Annotated in this window: 23 protein-coding genes and 1 pseudogene; 10 read left to right on the forward strand and 14 right to left on the reverse strand. The window is 52.9% G+C overall.

All coding sequences use genetic code 11. The annotated features are described in order from the left end of the window. Positions 1–11 precede the first annotated feature (11 nt). A complete protein-coding gene (locus tag IKP20_06695) occupies positions 12–1,577 on the reverse strand; it encodes a hypothetical protein (protein MBR4504638.1) in 1,566 nt (521 codons plus the stop codon). A 71-nt stretch (positions 1,578–1,648) separates the two neighbouring features. Further along, entirely contained in the window at positions 1,649–2,092 is a 444-nt protein-coding gene (locus IKP20_06700) for a hypothetical protein (GenBank protein MBR4504639.1), read from the reverse strand. 57 nt (positions 2,093–2,149) lie between these two features. Between IKP20_06700 and IKP20_06705 the strand changes: the two genes are divergently transcribed. Beyond that, positions 2,150–2,584 (forward strand): hypothetical protein, encoded by a 435-nt coding sequence (locus tag IKP20_06705; GenBank protein MBR4504640.1) that lies wholly within the window; start codon positions 2,150–2,152, stop codon positions 2,582–2,584. Here IKP20_06705 and IKP20_06710 read toward each other — a convergent pair. Continuing rightward, positions 2,552–2,860, reverse strand: coding sequence for a hypothetical protein (locus tag IKP20_06710; protein MBR4504641.1), 309 nt, complete (start codon positions 2,858–2,860; stop codon positions 2,552–2,554). The two genes, IKP20_06705 and IKP20_06710, sit on opposite strands and share 33 nt — an antisense overlap. A gap of 57 nt (positions 2,861–2,917) precedes the next feature. Next, positions 2,918–3,151, reverse strand: a complete 234-nt coding sequence (locus IKP20_06715) for a hypothetical protein (GenBank protein MBR4504642.1) — start codon at positions 3,149–3,151, stop codon at positions 2,918–2,920. A gap of 199 nt (positions 3,152–3,350) precedes the next feature. Between IKP20_06715 and IKP20_06720 the strand changes: the two genes are divergently transcribed. Continuing rightward, positions 3,351–3,674, forward strand: a complete 324-nt coding sequence (locus tag IKP20_06720) for a hypothetical protein (GenBank protein ID MBR4504643.1) — start codon at positions 3,351–3,353, stop codon at positions 3,672–3,674. Positions 3,675–3,966: 292 nt separating this feature from the next. Here IKP20_06720 and IKP20_06725 read toward each other — a convergent pair whose 3' ends face one another. Further along, a complete protein-coding gene (locus tag IKP20_06725; protein MBR4504644.1) occupies positions 3,967–5,214 on the reverse strand; it encodes an SEL1-like repeat protein in 1,248 nt (415 codons plus the stop codon). 114 nt (positions 5,215–5,328) lie between these two features. Between IKP20_06725 and IKP20_06730 the strand changes: the two genes are divergently transcribed. Beyond that, positions 5,329–6,468: a tyrosine-protein phosphatase gene (locus IKP20_06730; protein MBR4504645.1), complete on the forward strand. Its 1,140-nt coding sequence runs from the start codon at positions 5,329–5,331 to the stop codon at positions 6,466–6,468. A gap of 265 nt (positions 6,469–6,733) precedes the next feature. Beyond that, positions 6,734–7,537 (forward strand): universal stress protein, encoded by an 804-nt coding sequence (locus IKP20_06735; GenBank protein ID MBR4504646.1) that lies wholly within the window; start codon positions 6,734–6,736, stop codon positions 7,535–7,537. 99 nt (positions 7,538–7,636) lie between these two features. Here the strand turns inward: IKP20_06735 and IKP20_06740 are convergent, their stop codons facing one another. Further along, entirely contained in the window at positions 7,637–9,082 is a 1,446-nt protein-coding gene (locus IKP20_06740; protein MBR4504647.1) for an MBL fold metallo-hydrolase, read from the reverse strand. Positions 9,083–9,183: 101 nt separating this feature from the next. Between IKP20_06740 and IKP20_06745 the strand changes: the two genes are divergently transcribed. Next, entirely contained in the window at positions 9,184–10,023 is an 840-nt protein-coding gene (locus tag IKP20_06745; GenBank protein ID MBR4504648.1) for a hypothetical protein, read from the forward strand. Positions 10,024–10,559: 536 nt separating this feature from the next. On the opposite strand, the gene IKP20_06750 is transcribed toward IKP20_06745, so the two are convergent. Beyond that, positions 10,560–11,948, reverse strand: coding sequence for a sodium-dependent transporter (locus IKP20_06750; GenBank protein MBR4504649.1), 1,389 nt, complete (start codon positions 11,946–11,948; stop codon positions 10,560–10,562). Between the two features lie 218 nt (positions 11,949–12,166). Between IKP20_06750 and IKP20_06755 the strand changes: the two are divergent. The 3 genes and pseudogenes from IKP20_06755 to IKP20_06765 all read left to right on the forward strand — a co-directional run bounded on the left by IKP20_06755 (position 12,167) and on the right by IKP20_06765 (position 14,785). Then, positions 12,167–13,024, forward strand: a pseudogene (locus tag IKP20_06755) (zinc ABC transporter substrate-binding protein). A 76-nt stretch (positions 13,025–13,100) separates the two neighbouring features. Further along, the gene (locus IKP20_06760) at positions 13,101–13,829 is read left to right on the forward strand and encodes an ABC transporter ATP-binding protein (protein ID MBR4504650.1); all 729 of its coding nucleotides are present in this window, start codon (positions 13,101–13,103) and stop codon (positions 13,827–13,829) included. Continuing rightward, a complete protein-coding gene (locus IKP20_06765) occupies positions 13,826–14,785 on the forward strand; it encodes a metal ABC transporter permease (GenBank protein ID MBR4504651.1) in 960 nt (319 codons plus the stop codon). Before IKP20_06760 ends, IKP20_06765 begins: the two co-directional genes overlap by 4 nt. Here IKP20_06765 and IKP20_06770 read toward each other — a convergent pair. Continuing rightward, positions 14,773–15,666, reverse strand: a complete 894-nt coding sequence (locus tag IKP20_06770) for a hypothetical protein (GenBank protein MBR4504652.1) — start codon at positions 15,664–15,666, stop codon at positions 14,773–14,775. The two genes, IKP20_06765 and IKP20_06770, sit on opposite strands and share 13 nt — an antisense overlap. Further along, positions 15,576–16,229 carry an NYN domain-containing protein gene (locus tag IKP20_06775; protein ID MBR4504653.1) on the reverse strand — a complete coding sequence of 218 codons (654 nt, stop codon included), beginning with the start codon at positions 16,227–16,229 and terminating at the stop codon, positions 15,576–15,578. Before IKP20_06775 ends, IKP20_06770 begins: the two co-directional genes overlap by 91 nt. 244 nt (positions 16,230–16,473) lie before the next feature. On the opposite strand from IKP20_06775, the gene IKP20_06780 reads away from it, so the two are divergent. Beyond that, the gene (locus IKP20_06780) at positions 16,474–17,112 is read left to right on the forward strand and encodes a hypothetical protein (GenBank protein ID MBR4504654.1); all 639 of its coding nucleotides are present in this window, start codon (positions 16,474–16,476) and stop codon (positions 17,110–17,112) included. Here the strand turns inward: IKP20_06780 and trpD are convergent. The 3 genes from trpD to IKP20_06795 all read right to left on the reverse strand — a co-directional run bounded on the left by trpD (position 17,073) and on the right by IKP20_06795 (position 19,812). Continuing rightward, complete coding sequence (gene trpD / locus IKP20_06785; GenBank protein ID MBR4504655.1) at positions 17,073–18,092, reverse strand: anthranilate phosphoribosyltransferase; 1,020 nt, start codon at positions 18,090–18,092, stop codon at positions 17,073–17,075. The two genes, IKP20_06780 and trpD, sit on opposite strands and share 40 nt — an antisense overlap. 75 nt (positions 18,093–18,167) lie before the next feature. Beyond that, positions 18,168–18,542 carry a P-II family nitrogen regulator gene (locus IKP20_06790; GenBank protein ID MBR4504656.1) on the reverse strand — a complete coding sequence of 125 codons (375 nt, stop codon included), beginning with the start codon at positions 18,540–18,542 and terminating at the stop codon, positions 18,168–18,170. Positions 18,543–18,546: 4 nt separating this feature from the next. Further along, entirely contained in the window at positions 18,547–19,812 is a 1,266-nt protein-coding gene (locus tag IKP20_06795; protein MBR4504657.1) for an ammonium transporter, read from the reverse strand. A 368-nt stretch (positions 19,813–20,180) separates the two neighbouring features. Between IKP20_06795 and IKP20_06800 the strand changes: the two genes are divergently transcribed. Further along, positions 20,181–21,350: an ATP-binding protein gene (locus IKP20_06800; protein ID MBR4504658.1), complete on the forward strand. Its 1,170-nt coding sequence runs from the start codon at positions 20,181–20,183 to the stop codon at positions 21,348–21,350. A 394-nt stretch (positions 21,351–21,744) separates the two neighbouring features. Here the strand turns inward: IKP20_06800 and IKP20_06805 are convergent, their stop codons facing one another. After that, positions 21,745–22,515 carry an ABC transporter ATP-binding protein gene (locus IKP20_06805; protein ID MBR4504659.1) on the reverse strand — a complete coding sequence of 257 codons (771 nt, stop codon included), beginning with the start codon at positions 22,513–22,515 and terminating at the stop codon, positions 21,745–21,747. Next, positions 22,512–23,585 carry an iron ABC transporter permease gene (locus tag IKP20_06810; protein MBR4504660.1) on the reverse strand — a complete coding sequence of 358 codons (1,074 nt, stop codon included), beginning with the start codon at positions 23,583–23,585 and terminating at the stop codon, positions 22,512–22,514. The genes IKP20_06805 and IKP20_06810 overlap by 4 nt, the downstream gene beginning before the upstream one ends. Position 23,586: the final 1 nt, after the last annotated feature.

A 23,586-nucleotide genomic window follows, 5' to 3' on the forward strand; every position in this document is an offset into this window, starting at 1 on the left:
CCGTAGTTCGCTTAAGATTTGGTAACAAGGGAACGAACAGACTCGGTGGTCGGCACATCGACCTTGAGCGAAACGAACAGATCGCGTTGTTTCTTGGTCACTTCGTTCAGGACCAATTTGCTCCCCATCCTGGACACTTTCAGCTTGGAGAGCTCGTTGATCACATCAGGATACCAGACCTTTCCCTTGAGTCCGCTCTCGGATATCCTTCTGAGAAGCTCCGACCGGAGGATAAGCGAGACGAACTGGACGAAGATCAGACCGTCGGCCGTGCCGTCGGTCTGAAGATACCTGACCCCGCCTTCCAAGTCGGATTTCAACTGCCTGAAGTCGAATTCTATGTCGTTCCTCGTCCTGTACCTCGAGAGAACCGTATCCCACGGGTCCTCGCTCGTGGTGAGAATCACCATCCTTCCGCAGACGTTCTCCCTGGCGGTTATGGCGTTGCGCTTCCTCTGGAACGCCACTTTGCCTCCGTCGTCGGACAGGTCGAAGAACCTCAGGATATCGGTGCCGAACCGTTCCCTGAGCTTCTTGTGGATGCCTTTGGTCCATTTCGCATCCGAAAGCACGGATTCGAACGAGCATATGCGAGAGTACAGGGAGCCGATCTCGTCCAGCCTCCTGCCCTCGTCCAGATAGGATATGGCCCTGACAGAGCGGTCGCCCATAGCAACCCGTGTCTCGTATACACGGAAGACGGAGCCGCAGAACATGTATGTGCTTAGGGAGCTGTTATCCCGGACGGATTCCGAGACAACAGATTTGAACACCTTCCTGCCGGACTGGACAGGCGTGGTGAAGCCCATTCCGGCATCCAGCTGCGAGAGCAGGTTGCTCTCGCTGTAGAAGCCCCTGTCCATGACGAAGTGGACGTCATCGCATCCCAATGACGAGACGAATTCCGCCATGTTCTTCAGCGTGCTGACATCAGAGATGCTCCCGCTGTACAGGCGGTAGCAGAACGGCCTCCCGCTGTCCATGGAATGCACCATTCCCATGGATACCTGCGGCATATGGATCTTGCGATAGTCGTCGCCGTATTCCAGCCTGGACATCCTCGCGGATTCGGAGCCGAAGGAAGACAGATCGAATATTATCGCGCCTCCGCCCTCGTATATCGATCCGAAGAAAAGGTTCCTCGATTTCTCGCTGATGCCCATCATCAGTCTCGACAGGTCCCTTGAGCCCATCCCGTCGTTGCTGCGGTATTCCGAGAGGAATGACTCCTGCATCTGGTCGTCCACTTGTCTCAGCGGCAGTGGGCGGACGCACCTGAGCATCGCGATGCTCAGTATGTCCTCCCCCACATCCCGGCCGAAGCAGTCGCGGAGTTTCTCTTCGAGGCCCAGCGAGTCGGAGATCTTCTGGAGGAGCCAGTATGGTCCGAACGTCTTGCTCGCGATCACGGCCTCCCTGCGCCTGGATTCGACGAGGTTCCCGTCCTCGTCGCACGGGCCGACATACTCGCGGACCTGTCTGGAATTCTTCTTCACAGGGTCCCAGACCCCGGTGACACGGTACAGGTAGTGCTTGTCCCCGACGGTCTTGATGTGGTTGTATGTCATTATTACCATATGGTAACAATGATTAATAACCTTTGCTATGCCTGGCCAGATCCGGAAAACAATGGGATTGTTACCAAAAATTACGCGAAGTTAGGCTCCATGGGGAAGAGAAAAGAGTAGGCTACCTCGGAACCGGAGAACATAGAAAGGGTCCGGCCGTGGAGAAAAACATCACACCACCTCACCGCTCTGGAATAGTGCTTCATATTACGGTCCAGCACGCATCCTCTCAGCTCCGCGTCCACGTCGCCGATATCAGAGCATCCATCGAAGTAAGGCAGAAGACGGCGGACTTCCCTCCTGTTCCCGTAGTCGCAGGATAATGTGCGCAGATACCTCAACGCAGCCCGTATGAGCCTGTTCTCGGCGCGGTCGGTGCCGAAGACCTGATAGGATTGGTAGGTCCTCTCCCTGTGCGAAGAATTGAGCCTGATGTCGTCGGAAAACAGAATCCTGCCTGCTGACGTTCCCGAACCTGCGCATCTCTCGGCCCAATGCGTCCCCCAGCTGAACATAAGATCCATTGGAAATGATTAAATCGCCTCCTTGATTACTGCTGAAGATTAGCGGGAGGAATTCCATTGGAAGGCAACGATGTTGATGGGCAGAAAAAAGAGATCAGCGAATGGGAGGAGCTGGAGAATCTCAGCAAAGACGAACTCATAATCGAGCTGGTCAGGCAGAGATGGCTGTATCGTAGCCTCAAGAGACTGATCGGAAGCCTTTCCGAGGATGAAGGCTGGTACGCAGACATCGGAGGTCAGATCCCTCCTGAAGAATGGCAGAGGAAAATAGCCGATTATGTGTTTCCGAATGTCGAGGACGGCGGATATGAGGACTTAATGACCTGGGGAGTCGACGAAACAGTGGGCGAGGCCCTCTTTGACGAATATTACGAAAAGCATTTCGACGGGAACGGCAAGAGGATATGCCGAGAGAATCGGATTAATCCTTCGGAGACTCCTGCCGTTCCCATCATCCGGTCAACAAATGGATGGACTGTCGATCCCTTCTGAGATCAATTTCTTCTGTTTCTCTATTATGGGAACGAGACCGTCCTCATCGTTCATCTTCTCAGCTAAGGCGATGGCTTCCTTGGCTTGATCGAACATGCCCAAGCATCTGAGGACATCGGCTTTGATCATGATGTCCTCGACCCTGCATTGTTTCTTAGAGATCTCCTCCAGAAACTTCCTGCGCATATCCGCGGCGGCAGCCCCGTCGCCTTCGTCGTCCGCCATCCATGCGGCCCTGAGATATGCGGAAGCGGATTGGCCGTGCATCCCCTTCAAAGAACGCAAAAACGCTATTGCAGCATATCTGTTGGAGATGGAATCGTGCCTGATGATCTACCGGTACTCGGGCAGCTCGACATCCTCCTTCGTTACAGTCGTCTTCTCTGAGATGTCCTCGGCGACATATCCGCATTCGCAGCGATCGATATATCTCATGGGATCATCCCCCATGAAAATCGGTCTGGTATCCATCATGCACCCCATGGTGGAGCATGAGCATATCACGCAATAATTGGCTTCAGCTTTGCAGACGGCACATCTTTTAGAAATTTTTCTCATCGTGGTCATGCATCTCTCCCTCCTCGCTTAAGCGCCCCAATGAAAAGGCGAACCTGCATATTAATAAATCCCAAGATGGCACGCAAAATACGCACAATTCGCTATCGAGCCACAATAATAATCCAAGCGCTACAATCAAATCAGATCATAGGCCCAGTCAACTTTATATGGCGGATAACATCAACAACCAGAGTAAAAGGAGATGAGAATGGCAAGCGAATGGGAAGAACTGGAGAGGCTCAGCAAGGACGAGCTTATAATCGAGCTGGTGAGACAAAGATGGCTGTATAAGGATCTCAAGCTGCAGCTCAGATACATGTCCGAAGAGGAGGGACAATACGCCGGCGCTCCGGGACAGGTCCCCTCTAAAGAGTGGCAGAAGAAGATCGCCGATTATGTGTTCCCGAATATCGAGGACGGCGGATATGAGGACTTAATGACCTGGGGAGTCGACGAAACAGTGGGCGAGGCCCTCTTTGACGAATACTTCGAAAAGCACTTCGATGAGAATGGCAAGCGGAAGAAAGTTTGAGACTGAATCAAGGGCTTAAAAACCACAATAAGCTGTGTCGCATATCTTCTGAACCGTCCAGTATTCAGCCAAAGGTGCAGTGAGAATTTCACTTATTTACAATTCACATCCCGAACAGGATTCCTGTTACCTATATAGAGCACTATAGTCTGACCATAAATCGGACAACTGTCCAGAGCCTCTGATTAATAGTACTATAGTCCGATTTAAACACCGGTTCGAGATATGAACCTCTTCGATTCCAATGTTAATGCAATAATAATGAATTAAACCCTGAACGATGACAGACCCCTCATAATCTCTTAAGAGCTTCCTGAGCATCTTTGCGGACGGAGAAATCCTCTAACTGATCGGCGGCTTTCTGATACCATTCGCGGGCGCTCATCAACGACCGGGTGACCCCCTCTCCCCTCTCATACATAGCAGCAATATACAGCTGAGACGGCGGATCGCCGTTCTTCGCCGCTTTCTCAAGCCAAAAGAAAGCCTCTTCGTACGACTGCGGAGTGCCCGTTCCATTATAATACATGAGCCCGAGGGTGCATTGGGCTCCGGCATGTCCCTGCTCGGCCGCTTTGCCGTACCATCTCAGAGCCTCGGAATAGGACTTCCCGATGCCGATCCCCTCGCGATACATGAACGCCAAATTGTTCTGCGCGACGGCATATCCCTGCTCTGCCGATTTCATGTAAAGTTCGACGGCTTTTTCATCCGATTTCAGCACCCCTCTGCCGTTCTTGTACATGTTTCCGAGGCTGCATTGGGCGTAAGCATCGCCGGATTCGGCCGCTTTGCCGTACCAGAGCGCAGCTTCCCGGTCGGATTGCTTCACCCCTCTGCCGGCATAACACATCCATCCGTAATTGTACTCGGCCTCATGGAACCCCTGCTCCGCGGCTTTCCTGTAATATCTGGCAGACTCGGAATCCGATTGCGGGAGGCCTTGGCCTTTCTGATACATCATCCCAAGCCTGTTCTGCCCAAGAGCATCCCCTTTGTCGGTCGCTTCCGTGCACAGATCGACGGCTTCCAGATATGACTGCGGGACCCCCAGGCCTTTGGCATACATCTCGCCCAGCCTTCCTTGGGCGCGAGCGCATCCCTGGTTTGCGGCTTTCCCATACCATTCGACGGCTTTTTCATTCGATTGCGGGACTCCCCTTCCGAAGCGGTACGAGTTGCCGAGGCAGTTCTGAGCCGGAGCGTACCCCTGCTCCGCGGCTTTCCTGTACAGCAGAGCGGCCTTCTCTTCGGATTTCGGGACGCACAGGCCCTCTTCATTCATGACGCCCAGAATAGTCGTTGCCGGGAGGTCTCCGGATTCTTCCAGCTCGGAGAACCATGCGGCTGCCTCTTCATCGGTACGGAAAGAAGGCTTCCTATCGTCCATCAAGCTAGTGAATACATCATAAGTATCCGCGGAAGCTCTGCTCCTCTCATACCAGACGGCTACGGCGGCGCTCCGGATCGGAGAATACTCGCCCCCATCATCATGGCCATCTGCGCTGTCTTTTCCTCTCCCGAAGAGCCTGAACGCCATGGCTCAAAATGCAGGTCTGCGGTTAAAAGATTTCAGGGTCCGCCCCTATCATCGGTCGGAGAGATTGCAGCCATTCCCAGGAACCGTTAAGAACGCACGGATGCATCTTTTCTTATGAAAGCCAGCTGGGCACTCATCCCTGTCGTGGTCGCCGCGATCGTGGCGATTCTGGCTGGGACATTCCTCCTCCAGAACGATGACAACGGAGCTTTCGAAGCCAAACTTGTCGGCGAAGGCTCATCCAGCAGCATAAAGCTGGATGTCCCGCGCGACGAATTCTATGCCCATGGGATAGAGCTCGGAGACCGTCTGGCCCTGTGCTTCCCGGACAAAACATACTATGCCTATTTCATATGCGACCGCAGCGGAATCGCATCGCTGGACATGTATGTGAACTGCTACTCAAAAGACCAGGAAGTGGAGATCGGAATCTACGATTACGACATCAACCTCCTATTCGATTACGATATGGGAACCGAATTCACGGTCTGCAAAGAAGGCGGGAAAGCCGACTACTTCGACAAGATCCCCCACTATTCGGCGGGCTATTCCGACGACAGAGAAGACTTCAGCTCCTCCCAGGGTTACGGAAACTACCGCGAGGTGACCCAAGGCAGCTTCAAGCAGGACAGGCTTTACAGATCGGCGTCCCCGATGCAGCACAACGGGACCCGCTTCCTTTACTGCGACGAATTCCTGAGGTCCGTGGGAGCCGACTATGTGTTCTCTATCAGCATAGATATAGACGAAGTGGAAAGCTACAGATACCCGGGATCGTACGCATTCTCTCTTTACGACGAGGGGAAAGTCGTGGCGAAGAATCTCAGCCCTTCGATACTGTGCCACAAAGACGAGATACTATTCGTCATGGACACCATCCTCAGCCTGGACGGAAGCGTTGGCATATCTTGCTCCCAAGGAAAGGACCGCACCGGACTGTACTGCGCCATACTGGAATCATTGGCTGGCGCCAGCTACAAGGAGGTCCGCGACGACTATCTCCTGTCCATGTGCAACTACTGCGGCATCGCAGAAGGCAGCGAAGAATACGACACCGTAGGTTCGATGGTGATAGACCGCATTTTCTACATATTCCAGAACCCAGAAATCCTGGACCACGTCACCGATGTGGACTGGAGCGGGATGGACATAAGCGGATACGATGCGGAAGGGATAGTGACCGGCTATCTCCTCGGGATAGGGATGGACGAAGGAAAACTGAATATGCTCAAGTCCAGCCTCAGAACGGATTGACAGAGGAGCTTCCTGTCCTAAAAAGAACCTGAAGAATGGAATCTGAACTAACGCCCCTCGGCATCAAAACTAAGCCCGAATCGCTGAGCAGATATTTATCAGATGGCATCCTGTGAGATTAACGCATACCTTTGGAGCCCTAACCTCGCTAATATTGGCGGCAACAGCCCATCTCGAATCTCGCATGGCAACATCTTCTGCCCGACAACAGGTTGGATTATATAGCAAATGTACCAACTATTCTATTTTATAAGGAGATTGGACGATGACCGAACAGATGAAATTCGACAAGGTACTGGTGCCTATCGACGGTAGCGCATCTTCCAAAGCGGCTATCGATCTCGCCTTGCATTCTGCTCTGGAATTCTCGGCGACCCTCGTTTTCGTCTATGTCGTAGACATGACAAGCCTCAACAAATTCGGATCCGTAGACCCCGCCCAGGACTATTACAAAGCCAAGATCGAAGGGAACATAATCCTTGAGAGCGCCGCCAAACAGGCGGAAAAGGTAGGCGCAAAGCATGAGGAGGTACTCGCTGAAGGCGCCCCCTGGGAGATACTCAACGAGATGTCCAAAGACGCCGACATGATGATCATGTCCGTCACCGGAAAAAGCGGCATGAGAGCGGGACGCATCGGATCCACCGCGAAGAAAGTCATTGAAGGAAGCTATTGCCCCGTGCTAACGCTCAAATCCGCGTCCTCGCGCCTGGAAAAGATTCTCTTGCCGGTGTACGAAGAGAACAGGCCCGCCATAGATGACGCCATACAGACCGCCAAACGTTCCGGCTCCAGCATCACCGTACTCAGCGTCAAAATGAAGAACAGCGACCCGCAGCCTCTGGTAAACAAGATAGCCGCCGAGATACAAGCCGAAGGCATAGAATGCGAAGGTACCGTAGTCGAAGGAGACCCCGTGGAGACCATACTGAGCCTCTCCGGCAAATATGACCTAATAATCGTTGGAGTCGACAAACGCAGCAACCTGGATTCGATCCTCCACGGAGGGAAGACAGAGCGCATAGTCACGATGGCTTCGTGCCCGGTGACCGTGATCAGAAACGTCTGAACCCAAACATAAATCTGGGGCGTAAACCCCAGGCATCTTTTTTACGCCAGCCCCTTCCATTAGAATTCTTTAGAACCTTTAAGACACTATTCATTTCGATTATGACTTGGACTCCGTGACTTCGAACTTTTTCGCTGAGCCATGCCCGCTGAATATCGACCATTTTCCGGGGCCGAGACGCTGCATGAGAGCTTCGCGCTCCTCTTTGCATATTTTCGGATCTGTATCCACGGATGTCATAAGAATGGGCGCATATCTGTTGTATTCGGACTGCTCGGCGGTCATCCCATGGACATTCACGTATATGTCGCCGGTGAATGCGATTTTAGCAGTATATTCTATCAGGACGATCTCCCCTTTGAGATGCCCTCCGCGCCCCTCATAGACTTCGAAACAGAACTCCCCCACGTTGAGATAGCCCGCAGGATACAATGGGACCGGGCTTTCCGGGCGCGCCTTCCAAATGATGCTCACTTTATCCGTAGGGATGGGCTCGTACGAAGTGAGTATCTTGCAGATGCTGATATACGGTTTATGCAGAGGATTGGACTCCCTGAATCCGTCCCGTCCCTCGAATTCCTCGCGCATGCATATGGCGCTGTTCTCGCTGGACAGAACCTCATCAAAAATGCCGCATAGTCCTATATGATCCAAATCCGCATGGGTTATGAGCACCCTCTTCCGCATGCCGTCAAATCCTGGGACGACTTCCCTGATGAGCTTAAGGGTCTCTTCTTTGTAGCATGCATAACCAGAATCCACGAACAGCGTCTCCCCGTCCGATTCGATTATGGTCACGTTGCTTCCGCACGGAGGCTCGATCACTGTGATCATAGATCTCTCCGAGATTCTGTGGCGGGTGACCCTGGACGAGAATGCATCGCCTTTGCATCTGACCAGAAGCTCCGCCAGCTTCCCTATGGAATCGAAGGTGCGGTATGGGGACAGCCCCCTCTCATCGAGAAGCTGCATCGCCCTGTTGCAATTGACCAGAAGCTCCTCCTTCTTCTCCGGGCTCAAAGCCATGCTTCCGGATAAGGCGGAAACAAACGACCTGTAGAAGATTGAATTGTCGTATACGGTGTTTGAGCTGTTGTAATCGAGGATGTTCACCTCGCACAGCTCGGATACCTTGGCCATAAAACTCGAAACTTTCTCGCTGTCATCCACGAAGAGACCCATCTTGAACCTCTGGAATGGGGTGCCGTCCTCCTGCGACGATATGTATGAGATGTTGAACCCGAACTCGGTTATGAGCTCCAAAACTTTTGTGACGCTCCCCGGCTCATCCCGAAGGATGAACTCCATCAGCATGACGGTGCGCTCGCCATCCGTCGACTGTATGTAACCTATTTCGCGCAGCTCGACGTCAGCTTCGGCAAGCTGCTCAGGCGTGCCTTCGGCATCTATGAAGAGGGTGTGCATGTCCACGGCTTTGTTGTAGCTTACCCTCGTGATATTGATCCCAAGCGATGCGAAACATCTGCTGGCTTTCAGGAACGCGCCTATGTTGTCCGGCATCGTGGTTACGTACGACTTCCTCATCGCTGGCGTATCCCCGTCCCCAAAATATAACTTGCACCCTGAAAGCAAACTGCGGCTGGCAGTCGAGATAACTTTTATTTTCCAGCGGACGATAAGAATCCATGGAGCCCACTTCCAAACCCTATGCGGCGCTTGCAATACTGGTTCCGACCTTGGTCATCGTCTTCGGACTGATAAGGGGTTGGAGCTGGTTTTCCCTGCTTTTCTCCGCCATAATCCTGTTTTCCTGTTTCCCCATCGTTTGCGCGGGCCTGTGCATGTGGCTCCATGGCAGCGGCTACAGATTCCTGAACGTAGGCGTAGATTGGAAATCGATGGATGAGAAAAAGAGAAGGGAAGTCGCATCGAGATGGGGGCTTTGGATAGCCATCGGAACCGTCGTCCTGATTTGGGGGACAGCATTTCTGATGTTGAACCTTGTGATAGGCATAATCCTGATGGCGGCAGGTACCATTCTGATGGTCCTTCCATTCGCCAAAGGCGCAGCCAAAGGATCCCCTGTACCGAATTGGTCCAGAGGCAAGCGCATCGTGGTTGTGGCCGCTTTCACTCTGCTTACTGCAGTCCCTTTCGCATTCGTCATGGACGGCGGCGCAGGATCGATGTCCAATTCGGTCGATATATCGCTGGGAGATGATAGCTTCACGGTGAAGGCACCGTTCTTCGACCACAGCTTCTCCTATGATGAAATCGATGACTGCCAATACTTCGAGGACTTCCAGAAAGGCAGACGCGTCATGGGATACTCTGACGGAACTATTTCCAGCGGACGGTATGACAACGATCTGTTCGGAAGATACGAGCTGGCATCTTACACCAAAATAAAGCCGTGCATAGCAATCTCTGTCGGAGGAGAAATATACGCATTCAACCAAAGCTCAGAAGATCTGACGGAATCCCTGTACCAATCTTTGCTGGATAAGATTTTGAAACTATCCTGAACTGATTCAGAACAAACGCTGGGAGCGTGCCATCTTGGGTGCGCCCCACTTTATCATTTCCTTATCGTTCCCTAGGAGTCCCTTAGGATTGCTTAGACCCTAAGGGCTCCTTAGAATCTCTAATACTCTCTTACCGATCCCTTAAACGCTCTTAGAATCCCTTAGAAATCCCCTAATCGTTCCCTAAGAGTCCCTTAGGATCGCTTAGCTCTCTTAGAACCCTAAGGGCTCCTTAGAATACGCTTAGATTCCTTTAGAATTCCTTAAGGGCCCTTATAATCCCTTAGAAATCCCCTAATCGTTCCCTAAGAGTCCCTTAGGATCGCTTAGACTCCCTAAGAACCGTAAGAGCCTCTTAGAATGCTCTTAGGTTCCTTTAGAGTTCCTTAAGGGCCCTTAGGATTCTTAGACCCATAAGGTTGTCTTAGAGTGAGCTTAGATTGCCTTAGAATGCTCTATGAGTCCCTTTCGATTCATTATTATTCCTGTGTGAAAACAATGGAAGACGAACAGATGCCGCAATCTTGGAGACGCATTCAATAGATGGAAAGCAATCCGAACATATCCGCCAGTCCGAAAATCAATATTGCCAGCAAACATATGGGGCACACGAAACGGATCATCACTCTGAACAGGCCCTTGGATCTGAACGGATTTCCGCATGCCTCCACCTCGTCCTCTATCGGCTTGGTTTTTATCACGAAGCCGATGAATGCGCAGGTCAGGACAGCCACTATGGGCATGAGCAGAGAGTTGGTGACCATATCGAATATCCCAAGCCACCCTGCGCCCTGATCGAACGGAGCCAGATCGGTCATCAGCGGCCCGAACCCTAGAATACAGAAGGCACCCAAGACAGCCACCGCTGAACCGGCCATTGCCAAGGACCTCCGGCGCTCTATCCTGAACCTGTCCATGAAACCTGATACCACCGCCTCGAGCAGAGAAATCGCCGACGTCATCGCGGCGAACAGCACCATCAGATAGAAGACCGGCGCGACGATCGCTCCTCCGGGCATCTGAGCGAACACCTGCGGCAGAGATACGAACATGAGCCCCATCGACTGGCTGTCCCCGAACCCGAACATGAACGCCGACGGCACGATCAGCAGCCCCGCCAATATCGCCACGGCGGTGTCGATCATGCTTATGCCGCGCACCGACTTCTCGATGCTGTCCTCCTTCCTCATGTATGATCCGTACGTTATCATGATCCCCATGGCCAAAGACATGGAATAGAATATCTGGCTGGTGGCGCCGAGGAACGTGCCCATGCTGAGCTTGGATACGTCGGGGCTGAGATAGAATACGATTCCGTCCCAGATTCCGGGGAGGGTCATCTCGTAAGCCGTTATGACGACTATCATCATGAGAAGCGAGGGCATCAGTATCTTGCTCATCTTCTCTATGCCTTTGTCGACGCCGATAGCTATGCAGATCACGCATGCCGCAGCGAAAAGAGCGAACCAGATGAATGGATCTCCCATGCCTTCCGCCTCTCCGGTGATGTATTCCCACCAGAAGCTGCCTCCATCCGAAGACAGAACCGACAGACTTCCGGACGCCGATTCGAAGAACCATTTGAAGACCCATCCGCCGATGACGCAATAGTACGGCACTATTAGCATCGGGACAATGCCGGCCAAAGTGCCGATCCATCCGTGCTTCTCAGACAGTTCGCGGAACGCTGTGGTGCAGGATTTGCCGGTCTTCCTTCCGATAGCGATTTCGGCAACCATGAGCGAGAACCCGAACGTCAAAGCCAATATGATGTACACCACGACGAATATGCCGCCGCCGAAATGCGAAGTCAGGTAAGGGAACCTCCACAGATTCCCCAGGCCGACAGCGGATGCCGCCGCAGCTATGATGAACCCGATCCTGCCGCTGAAAGATGCGCGCTCGCCTTCGGTTCCTCCTGACATGCGGAAACAAAAAGGTCGTTTTCCTATAAACGTGGCTCGGCCATATCCAATACAGCGAAAAGAACCGGAGCATATCGGTCTGCCGCCAGCCGGAGATAGCTGCGAATCCTGAGCTCATGGGCCGAGTCCCGCTGTTAATAACTATCATGGCATCTGTTGATGAGAAATTAATAACATTATAATTAGTTTTTAATAGTCATAGTAATCAGTCAGAATTCATGAATAAGATAGCGATCGCAGCCGTAATCGCCGTGGCTTTGATATGCACCGGAGCCGCGATGGCATTTGCACTGATGCAAAGCGAAAATGGCAAAGAGAAAATCGCAGTCACCATGCCATGGGAGAAGACCCTCGTGGAATCCATCGCCGGAGACGATTATGCCGTGGCATCCATGATCGGGGAAGGCTTCGATCCCCACTCCTCGTATAGCACCCCAAGCAACATAGCTGATCTGTACGGATCGAAGATATTCTTCGAGATCGGGTCTGGAGTGGAATGGGAGACCGCCTTCCTCAAGAGCGTGAAATCCGACATCCCATCCTCGGTCAAAATCGTCAATCTGGCCGATTCCATCGAGTACGAGCCTATGGCATCCTCCCACCGCCATGATGGGGCAGCGGACGATGACGAGGAGATGGACGCACATATCTGGACCTCCCCCGCAATAGTAAAGAAGATAGCGGCCGCGATCGCCGATTCGCTCAAAGATCTCAATCCGAAGAATTCATCAAAGTACGCTAAGAATCTTGCCGAGATCGAATCCAAAATAGACCTGCTGGACGCGAAAGCGAAGAGGATCGCCGACGCCTATGGGAGAGAAGAGACGGAGATCATGGTCTGGCATCCGGCATGGGGATACATGCTCGGGCAATACATGGGATCGTTCGGCGCCGACCTTGACATGGTATCCATCGAAGCCAACGGAGAGGTGGAATCTGCTGCGGACGCTGCGGCCATACTGTCCGGCGAAAACGCCAAATCGATTGTAGTGTCGCCCCTCGACGACGGATACGTCTTCCGCGACGCCCTTACCGACACGTACGGCGTCAAGGTCTATGCGGTGAACCCTACGGCATCGGACATTCTGAGCGAACTCAACCTCTTCCTGGACGATCTCGCGGAAATACTGGGAGTCTCCCTGGGGCGATGCCATGGCCGAGATTCCGATCTCCATCAGGAACATGACCGCGGGATACGATGGGATCCCAGTCCTCAGGAACGTGACCCTGGACCTCAGGGACAAAGATTACTTGGCTATCGTGGGGCCGAACGGAGGGGGAAAAACTACCCTCCTGCGCATCGCCCTGGGCCTTCTGGAGCCTATGAAAGGGGAAGCGGAAGTATTCGGCGAGAGCCCCGCAAAAGGCGCGCGCCGCTTGGGATACGTGCCCCAGCATGGAACCTTCGACCGCCGCTATCCGATAAAAGCGGAGGAGGCAGTCATGACCGGTCTCAGAGATGCGAGCCGCGGATTCCAGCTGAGATACAGCAGAGAAGAGAAGGAATCCGCGGAGAAAGCGATCGAGATGGTTGGGATCGAACATTTCCGCGGGAAGCGCATCGGAGACCTTTCAGGTGGGCAGATACAGCGCGTCCTCATCGCCAGAGCTCTCGCCAGAAACCCTGAAGCCATCCTTCTCGACGAACCTACCGCGAGCTTGGATCCCGAGATGTCCTCGAAGATCTATGATATACTCAGGAACATCAATTCCAACGGCGTCGCAATCATGCTGGTCACTCACGACCTAAACTCCATGACCCAGGGGGTGAAAAGGGTGGCCTGCGTGAACGGCAGCGCGATTGTCGGCGAAAAGCCAGAAATCACCCCCAAGATGTTCGAACTTGGGTACGGGATACGCATAGGGGAGGCGGCACAATGACGTCCCTGCCGGAGTATCTGGCCATCCCGCTGATACAGAACATGTTCGTCGCCACCGCGGTCGTCTGCGTGCTGTGCGGTATAATAGGGGCGTACGTCGTCGTCAATCGCATGGTTTCAGTAACTGGGGGAATCGCACACACCGTCTTTGGCGGCGTCGGATTCGCATATTATGTGAGCTCCGTGTTCCTGGTCAGCTGGCTAACCCCCATGATGGGCGCCTTGCTGTTCGCTGTGATAGCCGCGATAATAATGACCCTGCTGAAACGCATCAAAAACATCAGGCAGGACACCTCGATCGGAGTCATATGGGCCGTCGGGATGGCGCTGGGCGTGATATTCATGTGTTTCGTGGACCGCACAAAGGTGATACCGGCCTCCTTCGAATCCATCCTATTCGGGGACGTTCTTTACGTGGGCACCCAGACGCTGTTCGTCATGATTGTTCTCGCCATAGCCATCATCGCGATCGTCGCGTTTCTCTACCGCGATTTCCTCATACTCACTTTCGACGAGACGCAGGCGAAGATCTCCGGGCTACGCACCGGACTTCTGGACCTTGTCCTTTACCTGCTCATAGCGATAACCTGCGTGATGGTATCGAACGTAGTCGGGATAATCATGATAATCGCTCTCGTGACCATACCGTCCGCCATCGCGAACCTGTTCTCGGACAGCCTGAAAGAAATGATGGCCATCGGGACGCTGCTGTCGCTTGGCCTTTCCATATTCGGCCTGTTCATGGCGCTGGCTCTCAACACCCCGCCGGGATCGACGGTGGTTCTGGTCATCGGGCTTGCGTTCGTCTCGGCGCTGATGATCAATCGCATCCAGAAGAGGGGGAAGGCCACGGAAAAAAGCCCATCCAATCGATATGACATGCGAAACAAAGATGATCCTAGCCTTTCACGAGTGGGTGATATAAAGACGATAGAAGCTCGATTTCACTTCAGATAGACCAGCGTACCCCCGTATTTGGGGCTGTATTCGCTCTCCATCGGGCACTCCTTATCAAACGGCAGCACCGTACTCAATCCCGCGAGGGCCATCGTGCTGTCTATGCAAACCACATTGCCGTTGGGATCGTCGCGGATCAGCAGCGCCTTATGGTCCACAGACAGATGGACGAAATAACGGGACTTCTTGAACCCGTCCGATCTGAGCGTGTCAGGTCCGGTCCTTACGATCTCGAGGCTTGAAGGTTTCAATCTGTCTCCGAAACCCTCCGGCACATCCTTAGACGGACAGGGGGCAGCGGACGGGACTTTGGCTGGAGGATCGTTCTCCATCACCAGCACCTTCGCCTTCAGGAGCTCCGCCTCTTTCTCCTTGGCGGCTATGATTTTCGAATCCTCCTCCTTGATTCTCTTCAGCTCATCGATCTGGTCGGACAGGTCGGAGATCGTCTTCTCGAAGGACGCGGTCTGCTCCCTGACAGCTTTCGCGATCTGCTCGTTGACCACGTTCTTGTAGATCTCCTCCAGAAAAGGCTGCAGGATGGTCTTGTTGTTTTCCCACAGATAAAGGCTGAGAGAATCGATTTCGTCCTTCTTCATCTCGTAGAGAAAGGAACCGTCGATTCTCTTGATGGGTTTAGCGAAATAATTCTGCCCGGTCTTTGGGTTCAGACTCAGAGAAACGATCCATATCTCGCCCGGGTTTATTTCCAGCAGATAGTTGTTGTCTCTGTATACCCTCTTCCCGCGGTACATCCCGGAGACATAATTCCGGTCGTCATAATCGAACTTCACGACGCCGGATTCGGACAGAAGGCTCCAATCTTCGTCGCTCGTACCAAACTTGTCGTTTTGCGAAGCGACCCAGTCTTTGAATTCCATCGGACCATCTCCAAAGTGCCGTCCTGCGTAAGGACTTCGGAAATATTCATGAGAGACAGTATCGGTTCCTTATCCAGATTGTGATAGACATCGCACTGGCGCTCCATCTCATCCGATTTGGAATTGCTGAATGCGGCGACCTCCACCCTTTTGCCGGCCGCCTGGACCTCCTGTATCGCCGGAATGAAATCCCTGTCCCCGCTGACGACCACGGCGACGTCATAATTATTCTTGTACGCATGGGTCACCATCTGCACGGCCATGGCCACATCCACCTCTTTCTGAACGTTATGGTCTGGGTCGTAAGAATCTCTGGCGATGACCCTGAAGCCTTTGTATCTCAGATAATCATGGAAACGCTTCGATTTGTCGGTGGCATCGATGGCGCCTTTGCTGTCGAACACATAAGCCGCGATGAGCTTTCTGGGACCTTTCAGGCATCTCACCAATGAAACATAGTCCACCTTGGAATACTTTGAATCCGCGGACACGCTCTTTATGATGTTCCTCAGATCGATGAAAATCATGATGCGATCGTTCGCATCGTATGATATTATTGACATTCCTCTTCCTCCTTCCCACGGATTTGACGTCGACTTGTTAGAGATTCGGATTTGGTTCGCTATATGCTTAAGAATGTAATACTGGATTCCGATAAATATTTAGGCATACCTATACTTAATACTTATCGGCTCAACCTGCATTATTGTCCATTTCTCAATTGTAATAAATCTTTTTTAGCCGAAATTAGCGTCTTCGAACAGACCCACCCACAAGAATCATATCGGCGGAACCAGAGTGCGCACCATGGAAATCTCCGGAACAGTACTGGAAACTGATAGGCGCGGATTCCGCTTATGGCTCGAAGATAACCATGATTCCGCCGATTTCTGCTGGGTCGTCTGCCCCAGAAAAAAGCCGGAGAACGGGGAATTCTGCTATCTTGACGCTGTAGAGGAGGCCATTTGCTTCGGATGGATAGATTCCACGCTGAAAAGGACCGGCGGAAAAACGTACAACCGCTTCTCACCCCGGAAAAAAGGCAGCCATTGGACTGAGCTGAACAAAGAAAGGGCCAGAAGATTGGAGAGGCTGGGGCTGATGCGCGAATCGGGAAGGGAAGCTCTCCCGGATATGGATGCCGCGCCCCGCATGGACCCGAACATCAGAAGGTGGTTCCGGAAGAACCCCGAAATGGAGGCGAGGTTCATGTCATATCCCGGTCTCTACCGCAGAATACAGCTCTCCAACCTTGAATTCTACAGGGACAGAGGCGGAAGCGAATACCGCCGGAGACTAAAGAGCTTCAGGAAACATGTTGAAGACGATCGCATGATACCCGGTTGGGACGACTACGGAAGGCTTACCGGAAATTATAGCCGGGATCGATCTGTCTCCCATCGGATTCACAGATCGGAGCTCTGTTTCCTGTATCTCTCCAGCTGAGCCATGGCGGCACCTTCGTCTATGAGATTCCCGGCGATTTCGGCCCCTTCGGCCAGGCTTTTGGCTTTCCCGGCGCAATATATTCCGGAAGCGGCGTTCATGACGGTTATGTCGCGCCTGGCGCCTTTTTTTCCGGACAGAATCCCGATGATTATGCCGGCGTTCTCCTCCGGGGTCCCGCCTACGATCTCTGATCTGGAAGCCCTCTGGAACCCGAAATCCTCAGGCGAAATCGAATAGGCCTCGATCTTATCATGGTCGAATTCGCACAGGAACGTCTTGTCCGAGATGGATATTTCGTCGATGCGATCGCTTCCGAACACGGTCATTCCCCTCTCTACGCCCAGGCTTCCCAGCACACGGGCGAGAGGCTCCAAAAGCGGCATATCGTAGACGCCCAGAACGCAGCAAGAGGGACGCGCGGGATTCGTCAGGGGCACGAGGACGTTGAAGACAGTCCTGATTCCGAGATGCTTCCTGATGCTCCCGACGAACCGCAGGGATTGATGGTATCTTTGGGAATTCAGGAAGCAATAGCCGGCATCTCTGAGAAGCGATTCGGCTTTCGTCGGACTCTGGTCGGTCTCGGTCCCCAAAGCTTCCATGACATCGGCAGATCCGCAGCGGGATGATACTGCGCGGTTTCCGCTCTTGGCCACCGGGATCCCGGATGCCGCGGCTACGATGGAGGCGGCTGTGGAGACGTTGAAGCTCCCGGAGTTGTCCCCTCCGGTCCCGGCGATGTCGAGCGCCTTGAGATCTGAATGGAATCCCAAAGCGTGCGCCCTCATGGCGGCCGCGCTCCCGGCTATCTCGTCCGTCGTGCCTGCGGTGGTGCTTTTTGTGGACAGCGCAGAAAGATAGGCGGCATTCTGTATCGGAGAGGTCTCTCCGGAGAGCATCTCGTCCATCACCCTGTACGCTTCCTCATAGGTGAGGTTCTGCTTGTCCACGACCTTGATTATCGCCTCTTTTATCATCCGAATCCCTCGTCAGCCCCGGTTCCCGCGTCTGAAAGGAATCCGATCGGCAGACGGGGAAAGTGCCGGCAGCATTTAATTGTCTGTGGGGCGGGAGGGTTCCTTCCCCTCCCCAGACCTCTTTGCGTCGCCCATCTCCCTGATGCGGACGAACGTCTCTATGGGAGTGACCATGATTATCCCGTCCCCGTTGTGCCCGGTATAAGCCGCTTCCGCTATGGCATCCGCGAGACGGCGGACCGCTGAATCGTCCTCGACGACAACGTCCACCCTCGTCTTCTCGATCTCGTCGACGAGTATGTCGCCCACCCTGGTGGTGAAGCGCAGGCCCGCTTGGGTTCCTCTCCCATGGACCTGCGTCATCGTCATCCCGTTCTGGCCCTCGCGCTTCAAGGCATCCTTGACCGCTTGGCACATGTCAGGCCTTATCATCGCTGTAATCAACTTCATCGTATCACATCATGTAAGCGGGCTCGGCGTTCTCAGCCAGATCCTGCCCTATCATCTCTTCCTCCGGCGTCAGCTTGACTCTCATGAGCTTCGACAAAACCCAGATTATGGCGTACGAAACAGTAAAGCAGAAAGCCAAAGTGATCAGAACAGCGGCTATCTGCCCGACGAAAAGATCGGTACCGCCGAATGCCAAACCTCTGATCCCACCGGAGAGGGCCGGATCGGCGAATATGCCGGTAGCGATTGCGCCCCATATCCCTCCGGTACCGTGAACCGCGAAGACGTCAAGCGCATCGTCCAGAGGCACCTTGGCGCGGAACAGACGCACCGCAAAGAAGCATATGACGCCGCCGGCGATGCCCACCAAAAGCGATTCGCCGTATCCTATGTATGGCGCTCCTGGGGTTATAGCAACCAACCCTGCTACCGCTCCGGTGATCATCCCGAGAGTCCCGACGCGCCCGACCTTCATGTATTGAGCTAACGACCATGAGAGCAGCCCTCCGGCCGCGCTTATCTGGGTTGTCATGATGGCGTGAACGGATACGCCATCCGCTGACAGACCCGACCCTCCGTTGAATCCGAACCAGCCGAACCACAGCAGAATCCCTCCGATGAAAGCGAACGGAACGTTGTGGGCTCTGGAAGCCTTGACATGGTCGCTTCTGCTCCCCAAAAACGCGATCAGAGCGAGTCCCGTGGCTCCTGCGCAGATGTGCACCACAGTGCCGCCTGCGAAATCCAGCACCGTCAGGAATCTGTCGATGAGACCTCCTCCCCATACCCAGTGGGCCATCGGCGCGTAGACGACGACGGACCAGATGACAAGGAACCAGATCATGGCGCTGTAGCGTATCCTCTCGGCACATGCACCGATAACTATCGCGGCGGTGATCATGGAGAACATCATCTGGAAGATCGCGAACTCCATCTCGGATATGCCGTCGACAGCCTCCTCGGACACGCCGTGGAGCAGGATGCTGTCAAACGATCCGATCAATATGCCGTCCCCGCTGAAGGACAGGGAATATCCAACGAGGAACCATGAGACAGTCATGACGCCCATGGCGGCAAGGGTCTGGGTCATGATGGAAGTCATGCTCTGCTTGCGAAGCATCCCTCCGTAGAACAGGGCGACCCCCGGGACCATGATGAACACCAAAGCAGAGCATATAAGAATCCAAGATATCTCTCCCGGACCCGCGGCTGACCCTACGGAGGCTACCGTCCCCGTGGCCGAAATTATTTCCTCGCTGATCTCATTCATTTGAACACCTATCTGGTAATTGAAATTTGAATTAGACAAATGTCTAATCATATTTGAATTTATACCGACATTCATTCATGATTTTATGAATAAAGCGCCATATATCTTCTAAATGGCGCATTGGCCCGCCCTAATGCCATTCAACAATGAGTGCTCGGAGAAGGAAGAACAGGTTTCACCCGCCAGGCCCTGCTCTGTTGTTTTCTCTTTTATACTCTTGATTCCTCAAGATTCTGTATCTTTTCACAATCTCAGAAGGATAGCCATCCTTAATCATATAATTCTGATAATTCAGAATTTTTTAACTGACATGCAATAAAATTCTAATATTTCAGAATTTTTTAATATGCGCATCGCATCATCGTATCGTGGAAATAATCAGGGAAGACTACCTAAAAATGCTGGCCTCGGCCAAAGATATGCCGAGCACCGCCAAGATCCTTACTGGAATGAGACGTACGGGAAAAACCACGATACTGAAACAATATGTGGATCGTCTGCGCACTATGGGCGTAAATGACGATAACATATTCCATATCAACCTGGACCTTCTGGTTGACGTACCGGATAATTCCTGGCTTCTCGAACAGATTGAGCCTGTTCTGAAAAAGAAAGGGATGCATTACATCCTCATAGACGAGATACAGGATGTGGATGGGTGGGAAAGATTCGTGTCGATGCTTATCGCCAGAGACGATTGCGACATATACATCACCGGGTCCAATTCCAAGATGCTGTCCTCAGAATTGGCCACAAAATTATCCGGGAGATACATTGAGATCAATATCCTCCCCCTTTCATTCAAAGAATACCTGGAACTGCATCCGGGGGATAAAGAGAAAAGATTCGACGAATACCTCAGATTCGGAGGCCTTCCAATGATCGACCCCGACAGAGGAGAAACTGTATGTGCAGATCAATCCGAGGGAGTGTTCAACACCGTGATGATGAAGGATATACTGTCACGCATATCCGGAAATGCCAGAAGGCTCACAGCCATCTGCAGATTCCTTTATTCGAACATCGGCAACGTAACTAACGCAGACAGGATATCTGATGCGCTCAAGATACCGAAGGATGACGTCTACAAATATATGGATGAGATCGTCTCCGCCCACCTGTTCTATCATGCAGACAGATATGACATCGTCGGGAAGAAATATCTGAAATCCAAAGGAAAATACTACGCTGCGGACTTGGGAATGAGGTACATGACACTGAATCCCGGAAGTCTGGTCGATCTCAGCAAGCCATTGGAGAATGTCGTATACTTTGAATTGCTGAGAAGGAATTATAAGGTGTCCGTTGGCAGTTACATGAATTCGGAAATAGATTTCACAGCCATGAAAAGCAAAACAGCGGAATATTATCAGGTTTCACAGACCATGATGGCGGAAGAGACCTATTCAAGAGAGATGAGACCTCTGAAAGCGGTTTCCGACAACTATGAGAAAACGATTCTGACCATGGACAGATTCGGACTGGGCAACGATAATGGGATCAATATCGTTAATGTGATCGATTGGCTGCTCGAATGAATGATGAAAATAATCATTAGAATGCGATGGGCATTGGAACTGAAGTTATCGTTTGGCTTCGATCGGACATTCTATAGGCGTCTTGCTTTCGGTGATTTGATTGCCTTGATCCCACAATTGGTCAGCAGTGCCAGACATGAATTCCGAATCGGAAGGACCATCCCTATCCAGCAAGCTCGGAGACCGTGATTACGGGGCTATCTTTTTCACAGCGTTCAACTGAGAAATATCAGATCTGATGATGAATGAGAACGCGTATCCTCGAGAAATCTTTACAGCAAAATGAAGTCCGTGGTCAATCGTTCATCCTTGGATTCGAGAAGCCTCTTTTTTCTCATGCTCCAGCCTTACCGTTCCGAACTGATCCGTCTCTTCTGCTACATAGACCATCCTTTTATCTTGCGTACATCGGCGATGACTTAGGGACGACGAACGGAAGCCCGCGATGGTCGATGATCTCCACTTCCATGCCATACACTTCCTTGATGAGCTCCTCGGTTATCACTTCGCTTCCGCCATAGGCGGCGATCTTCCCGTCTTTGAGGAACAGGAACGAATCGGAATAGTGCACTGCCAGATTGATGTCGTGCATGGTCATCACGGTGCACATGCCTCTGGAGCGGACGATCCCGGATATCATCTCCATGGTGCGGTGCTGATTGGCTATGTCGAGATTGTTCGTCGGCTCATCCAAGACCAAGACCGACGGCTCCTGGACTATGGCCCTTGCGATCTGGGTTTTCTGGAGCTCTCCCCCGCTGATCTCCGTGAGATACTTGAGCGAGAGGCTCTCCATCCCCAGGCCTTCGATGACTTCTGTGACCTTGTCTATGTCTTCCTCGGAAGCCATCCAATCGATGTAAGGCCTCCTCCCCATCAGAATGGAATCGAACACGCTCATGCGGGATGCCTGGGCGGCCTGCGGCACATACCCTATCTTTCTGGCTAGCTCCCTCCCGCGAAGACGGGCGATATCCGTGCCGTCCACTGAGATGGTTCCGGACGACGGCTTGCTTTGGCCGCACACGCATCTCAGAAAGGTCGTCTTTCCGGTTCCATTGGGCCCCAGTATGGATAGGATTCCGTTGTCCTCGAACGAGAAGGATATCCCTTTGAGCACCTCTTTGCTGCCATAAGAAAAAAAGACGTCCTTGACCTCTATCATCTTCTGTACCTCCTGAGAAGGATGGCTATGAACAGCGGCCCGCCTATGGCCGAGGTTATTATGCCGACCGGCACGACGGTCTCGAAGGCGAATGATCCCACGATGTATGACAGCAGCATTACGATCGCACCGACCGCCATCGAGCCCGGGATGACATAGCGGTTGTCGTTGCCTATGATCCTCTTGACTATGTGGGGGCCGACCAATCCAATGAATCCGATCACACCTACGAATGATACCACCGTCGCCGTGAGAAGGGCGGAAACCGTGAGACCAACGAATCTGGTGATGCGGATGTCGGTCCCGAGTCCGCGGGCGACCTCCTCCCCGGATTCCATGGCGTTGTAATCCCAGCGCTTGTAGAAGAAATACAAAGCGGCTGCGGCCAGAACCACGGCGATTATGCACGCCTGATCCCAGGTTATCTTGCTGAGATTCCCGAATTGCCAATATACTATGGCAGACAGCGCGACGTCATTCGCGATGTATTGTAGGAATGCCAGCCCGGCCGAGAATATGGCGGAGATAGCCATTCCCGCGAGCACTATCGATTCTGGGGTGCACTCCGTCACCCTGACGAGAAGAAGCATCACGCCGGTGGCCAGCATCGCGAACAGGAAGGCCATGGCAGTCACTAGGAACGGGCTGTTGACATCGACATACGCCGACGCCTGCCCGACGATGACTCCGCCTTCCATGAAAAGAATTGCCAGGGACGCTCCGAACGCAGAAGCGTTGGAGAGCCCCAGGGTGAAAGGGGATGCGAGGGGATTGCGGAGGATGGTCTGCATCACCGCGCCTGCGAGGCCGAGTGCCATGCCGGTTATGATTGCGGCGACTATCAGCCTCAGGCGAAGATCCCACACGACCGTGGTGTTCCAGGAGTCGTCTGGGGAGAACAGATATTTCATTATCTCCGAGTAAGTGAGATCGGTGGCCCCCAAACGTATGGTGACCATCGACAGCGCCGCAAGCGCCAGCACAGCGATGGCCAAGAAAAGGAGCTTCCCCCTCGAATACTTGAGGTATCCTTCCTTGACCTTGCCGGTCCCGATATCCCCGCGCATCATT

This window comes from Candidatus Methanomethylophilaceae archaeon (assembly GCA_017524805.1).
GTDB lineage: Archaea > Thermoplasmatota > Thermoplasmata > Methanomassiliicoccales > Methanomethylophilaceae > Methanoprimaticola.

Excerpts from the sequence above, each read along its gene's own strand:
- IKP20_06695 (MBR4504638.1), bottom strand. The coding sequence starts at position 1,577 with ATGGTAATAATGACATACAACCACATCAAGACCGTCGGGGACAAGCAC.
- IKP20_06700 (MBR4504639.1), bottom strand. The coding sequence starts at position 2,092 with ATGGATCTTATGTTCAGCTGGGGGACGCATTGGGCCGAGAGATGCGCA.
- IKP20_06715 (MBR4504642.1), bottom strand. The coding sequence starts at position 3,151 with ATGACCACGATGAGAAAAATTTCTAAAAGATGTGCCGTCTGCAAAGCT.
- IKP20_06720 (MBR4504643.1), top strand. The coding sequence starts at position 3,351 with ATGGCAAGCGAATGGGAAGAACTGGAGAGGCTCAGCAAGGACGAGCTT.
- IKP20_06725 (MBR4504644.1), bottom strand. The coding sequence starts at position 5,214 with ATGGCGTTCAGGCTCTTCGGGAGAGGAAAAGACAGCGCAGATGGCCAT.
- IKP20_06730 (MBR4504645.1), top strand. The coding sequence starts at position 5,329 with ATGAAAGCCAGCTGGGCACTCATCCCTGTCGTGGTCGCCGCGATCGTG.
- IKP20_06735 (MBR4504646.1), top strand. The coding sequence starts at position 6,734 with ATGACCGAACAGATGAAATTCGACAAGGTACTGGTGCCTATCGACGGT.
- IKP20_06740 (MBR4504647.1), bottom strand. The coding sequence starts at position 9,082 with ATGAGGAAGTCGTACGTAACCACGATGCCGGACAACATAGGCGCGTTC.
- IKP20_06745 (MBR4504648.1), top strand. The coding sequence starts at position 9,184 with ATGGAGCCCACTTCCAAACCCTATGCGGCGCTTGCAATACTGGTTCCG.
- IKP20_06750 (MBR4504649.1), bottom strand. The coding sequence starts at position 11,948 with ATGTCAGGAGGAACCGAAGGCGAGCGCGCATCTTTCAGCGGCAGGATC.
- IKP20_06760 (MBR4504650.1), top strand. The coding sequence starts at position 13,101 with ATGGCCGAGATTCCGATCTCCATCAGGAACATGACCGCGGGATACGAT.
- IKP20_06765 (MBR4504651.1), top strand. The coding sequence starts at position 13,826 with ATGACGTCCCTGCCGGAGTATCTGGCCATCCCGCTGATACAGAACATG.
- IKP20_06770 (MBR4504652.1), bottom strand. The coding sequence starts at position 15,666 with ATGGAATTCAAAGACTGGGTCGCTTCGCAAAACGACAAGTTTGGTACG.
- IKP20_06775 (MBR4504653.1), bottom strand. The coding sequence starts at position 16,229 with ATGTCAATAATATCATACGATGCGAACGATCGCATCATGATTTTCATC.
- IKP20_06780 (MBR4504654.1), top strand. The coding sequence starts at position 16,474 with ATGGAAATCTCCGGAACAGTACTGGAAACTGATAGGCGCGGATTCCGC.
- trpD (MBR4504655.1), bottom strand. The coding sequence starts at position 18,092 with ATGATAAAAGAGGCGATAATCAAGGTCGTGGACAAGCAGAACCTCACC.
- IKP20_06790 (MBR4504656.1), bottom strand. The coding sequence starts at position 18,542 with ATGAAGTTGATTACAGCGATGATAAGGCCTGACATGTGCCAAGCGGTC.
- IKP20_06795 (MBR4504657.1), bottom strand. The coding sequence starts at position 19,812 with ATGAATGAGATCAGCGAGGAAATAATTTCGGCCACGGGGACGGTAGCC.
- IKP20_06805 (MBR4504659.1), bottom strand. The coding sequence starts at position 22,515 with ATGATAGAGGTCAAGGACGTCTTTTTTTCTTATGGCAGCAAAGAGGTG.
- IKP20_06810 (MBR4504660.1), bottom strand. The coding sequence starts at position 23,585 with ATGATGCGCGGGGATATCGGGACCGGCAAGGTCAAGGAAGGATACCTC.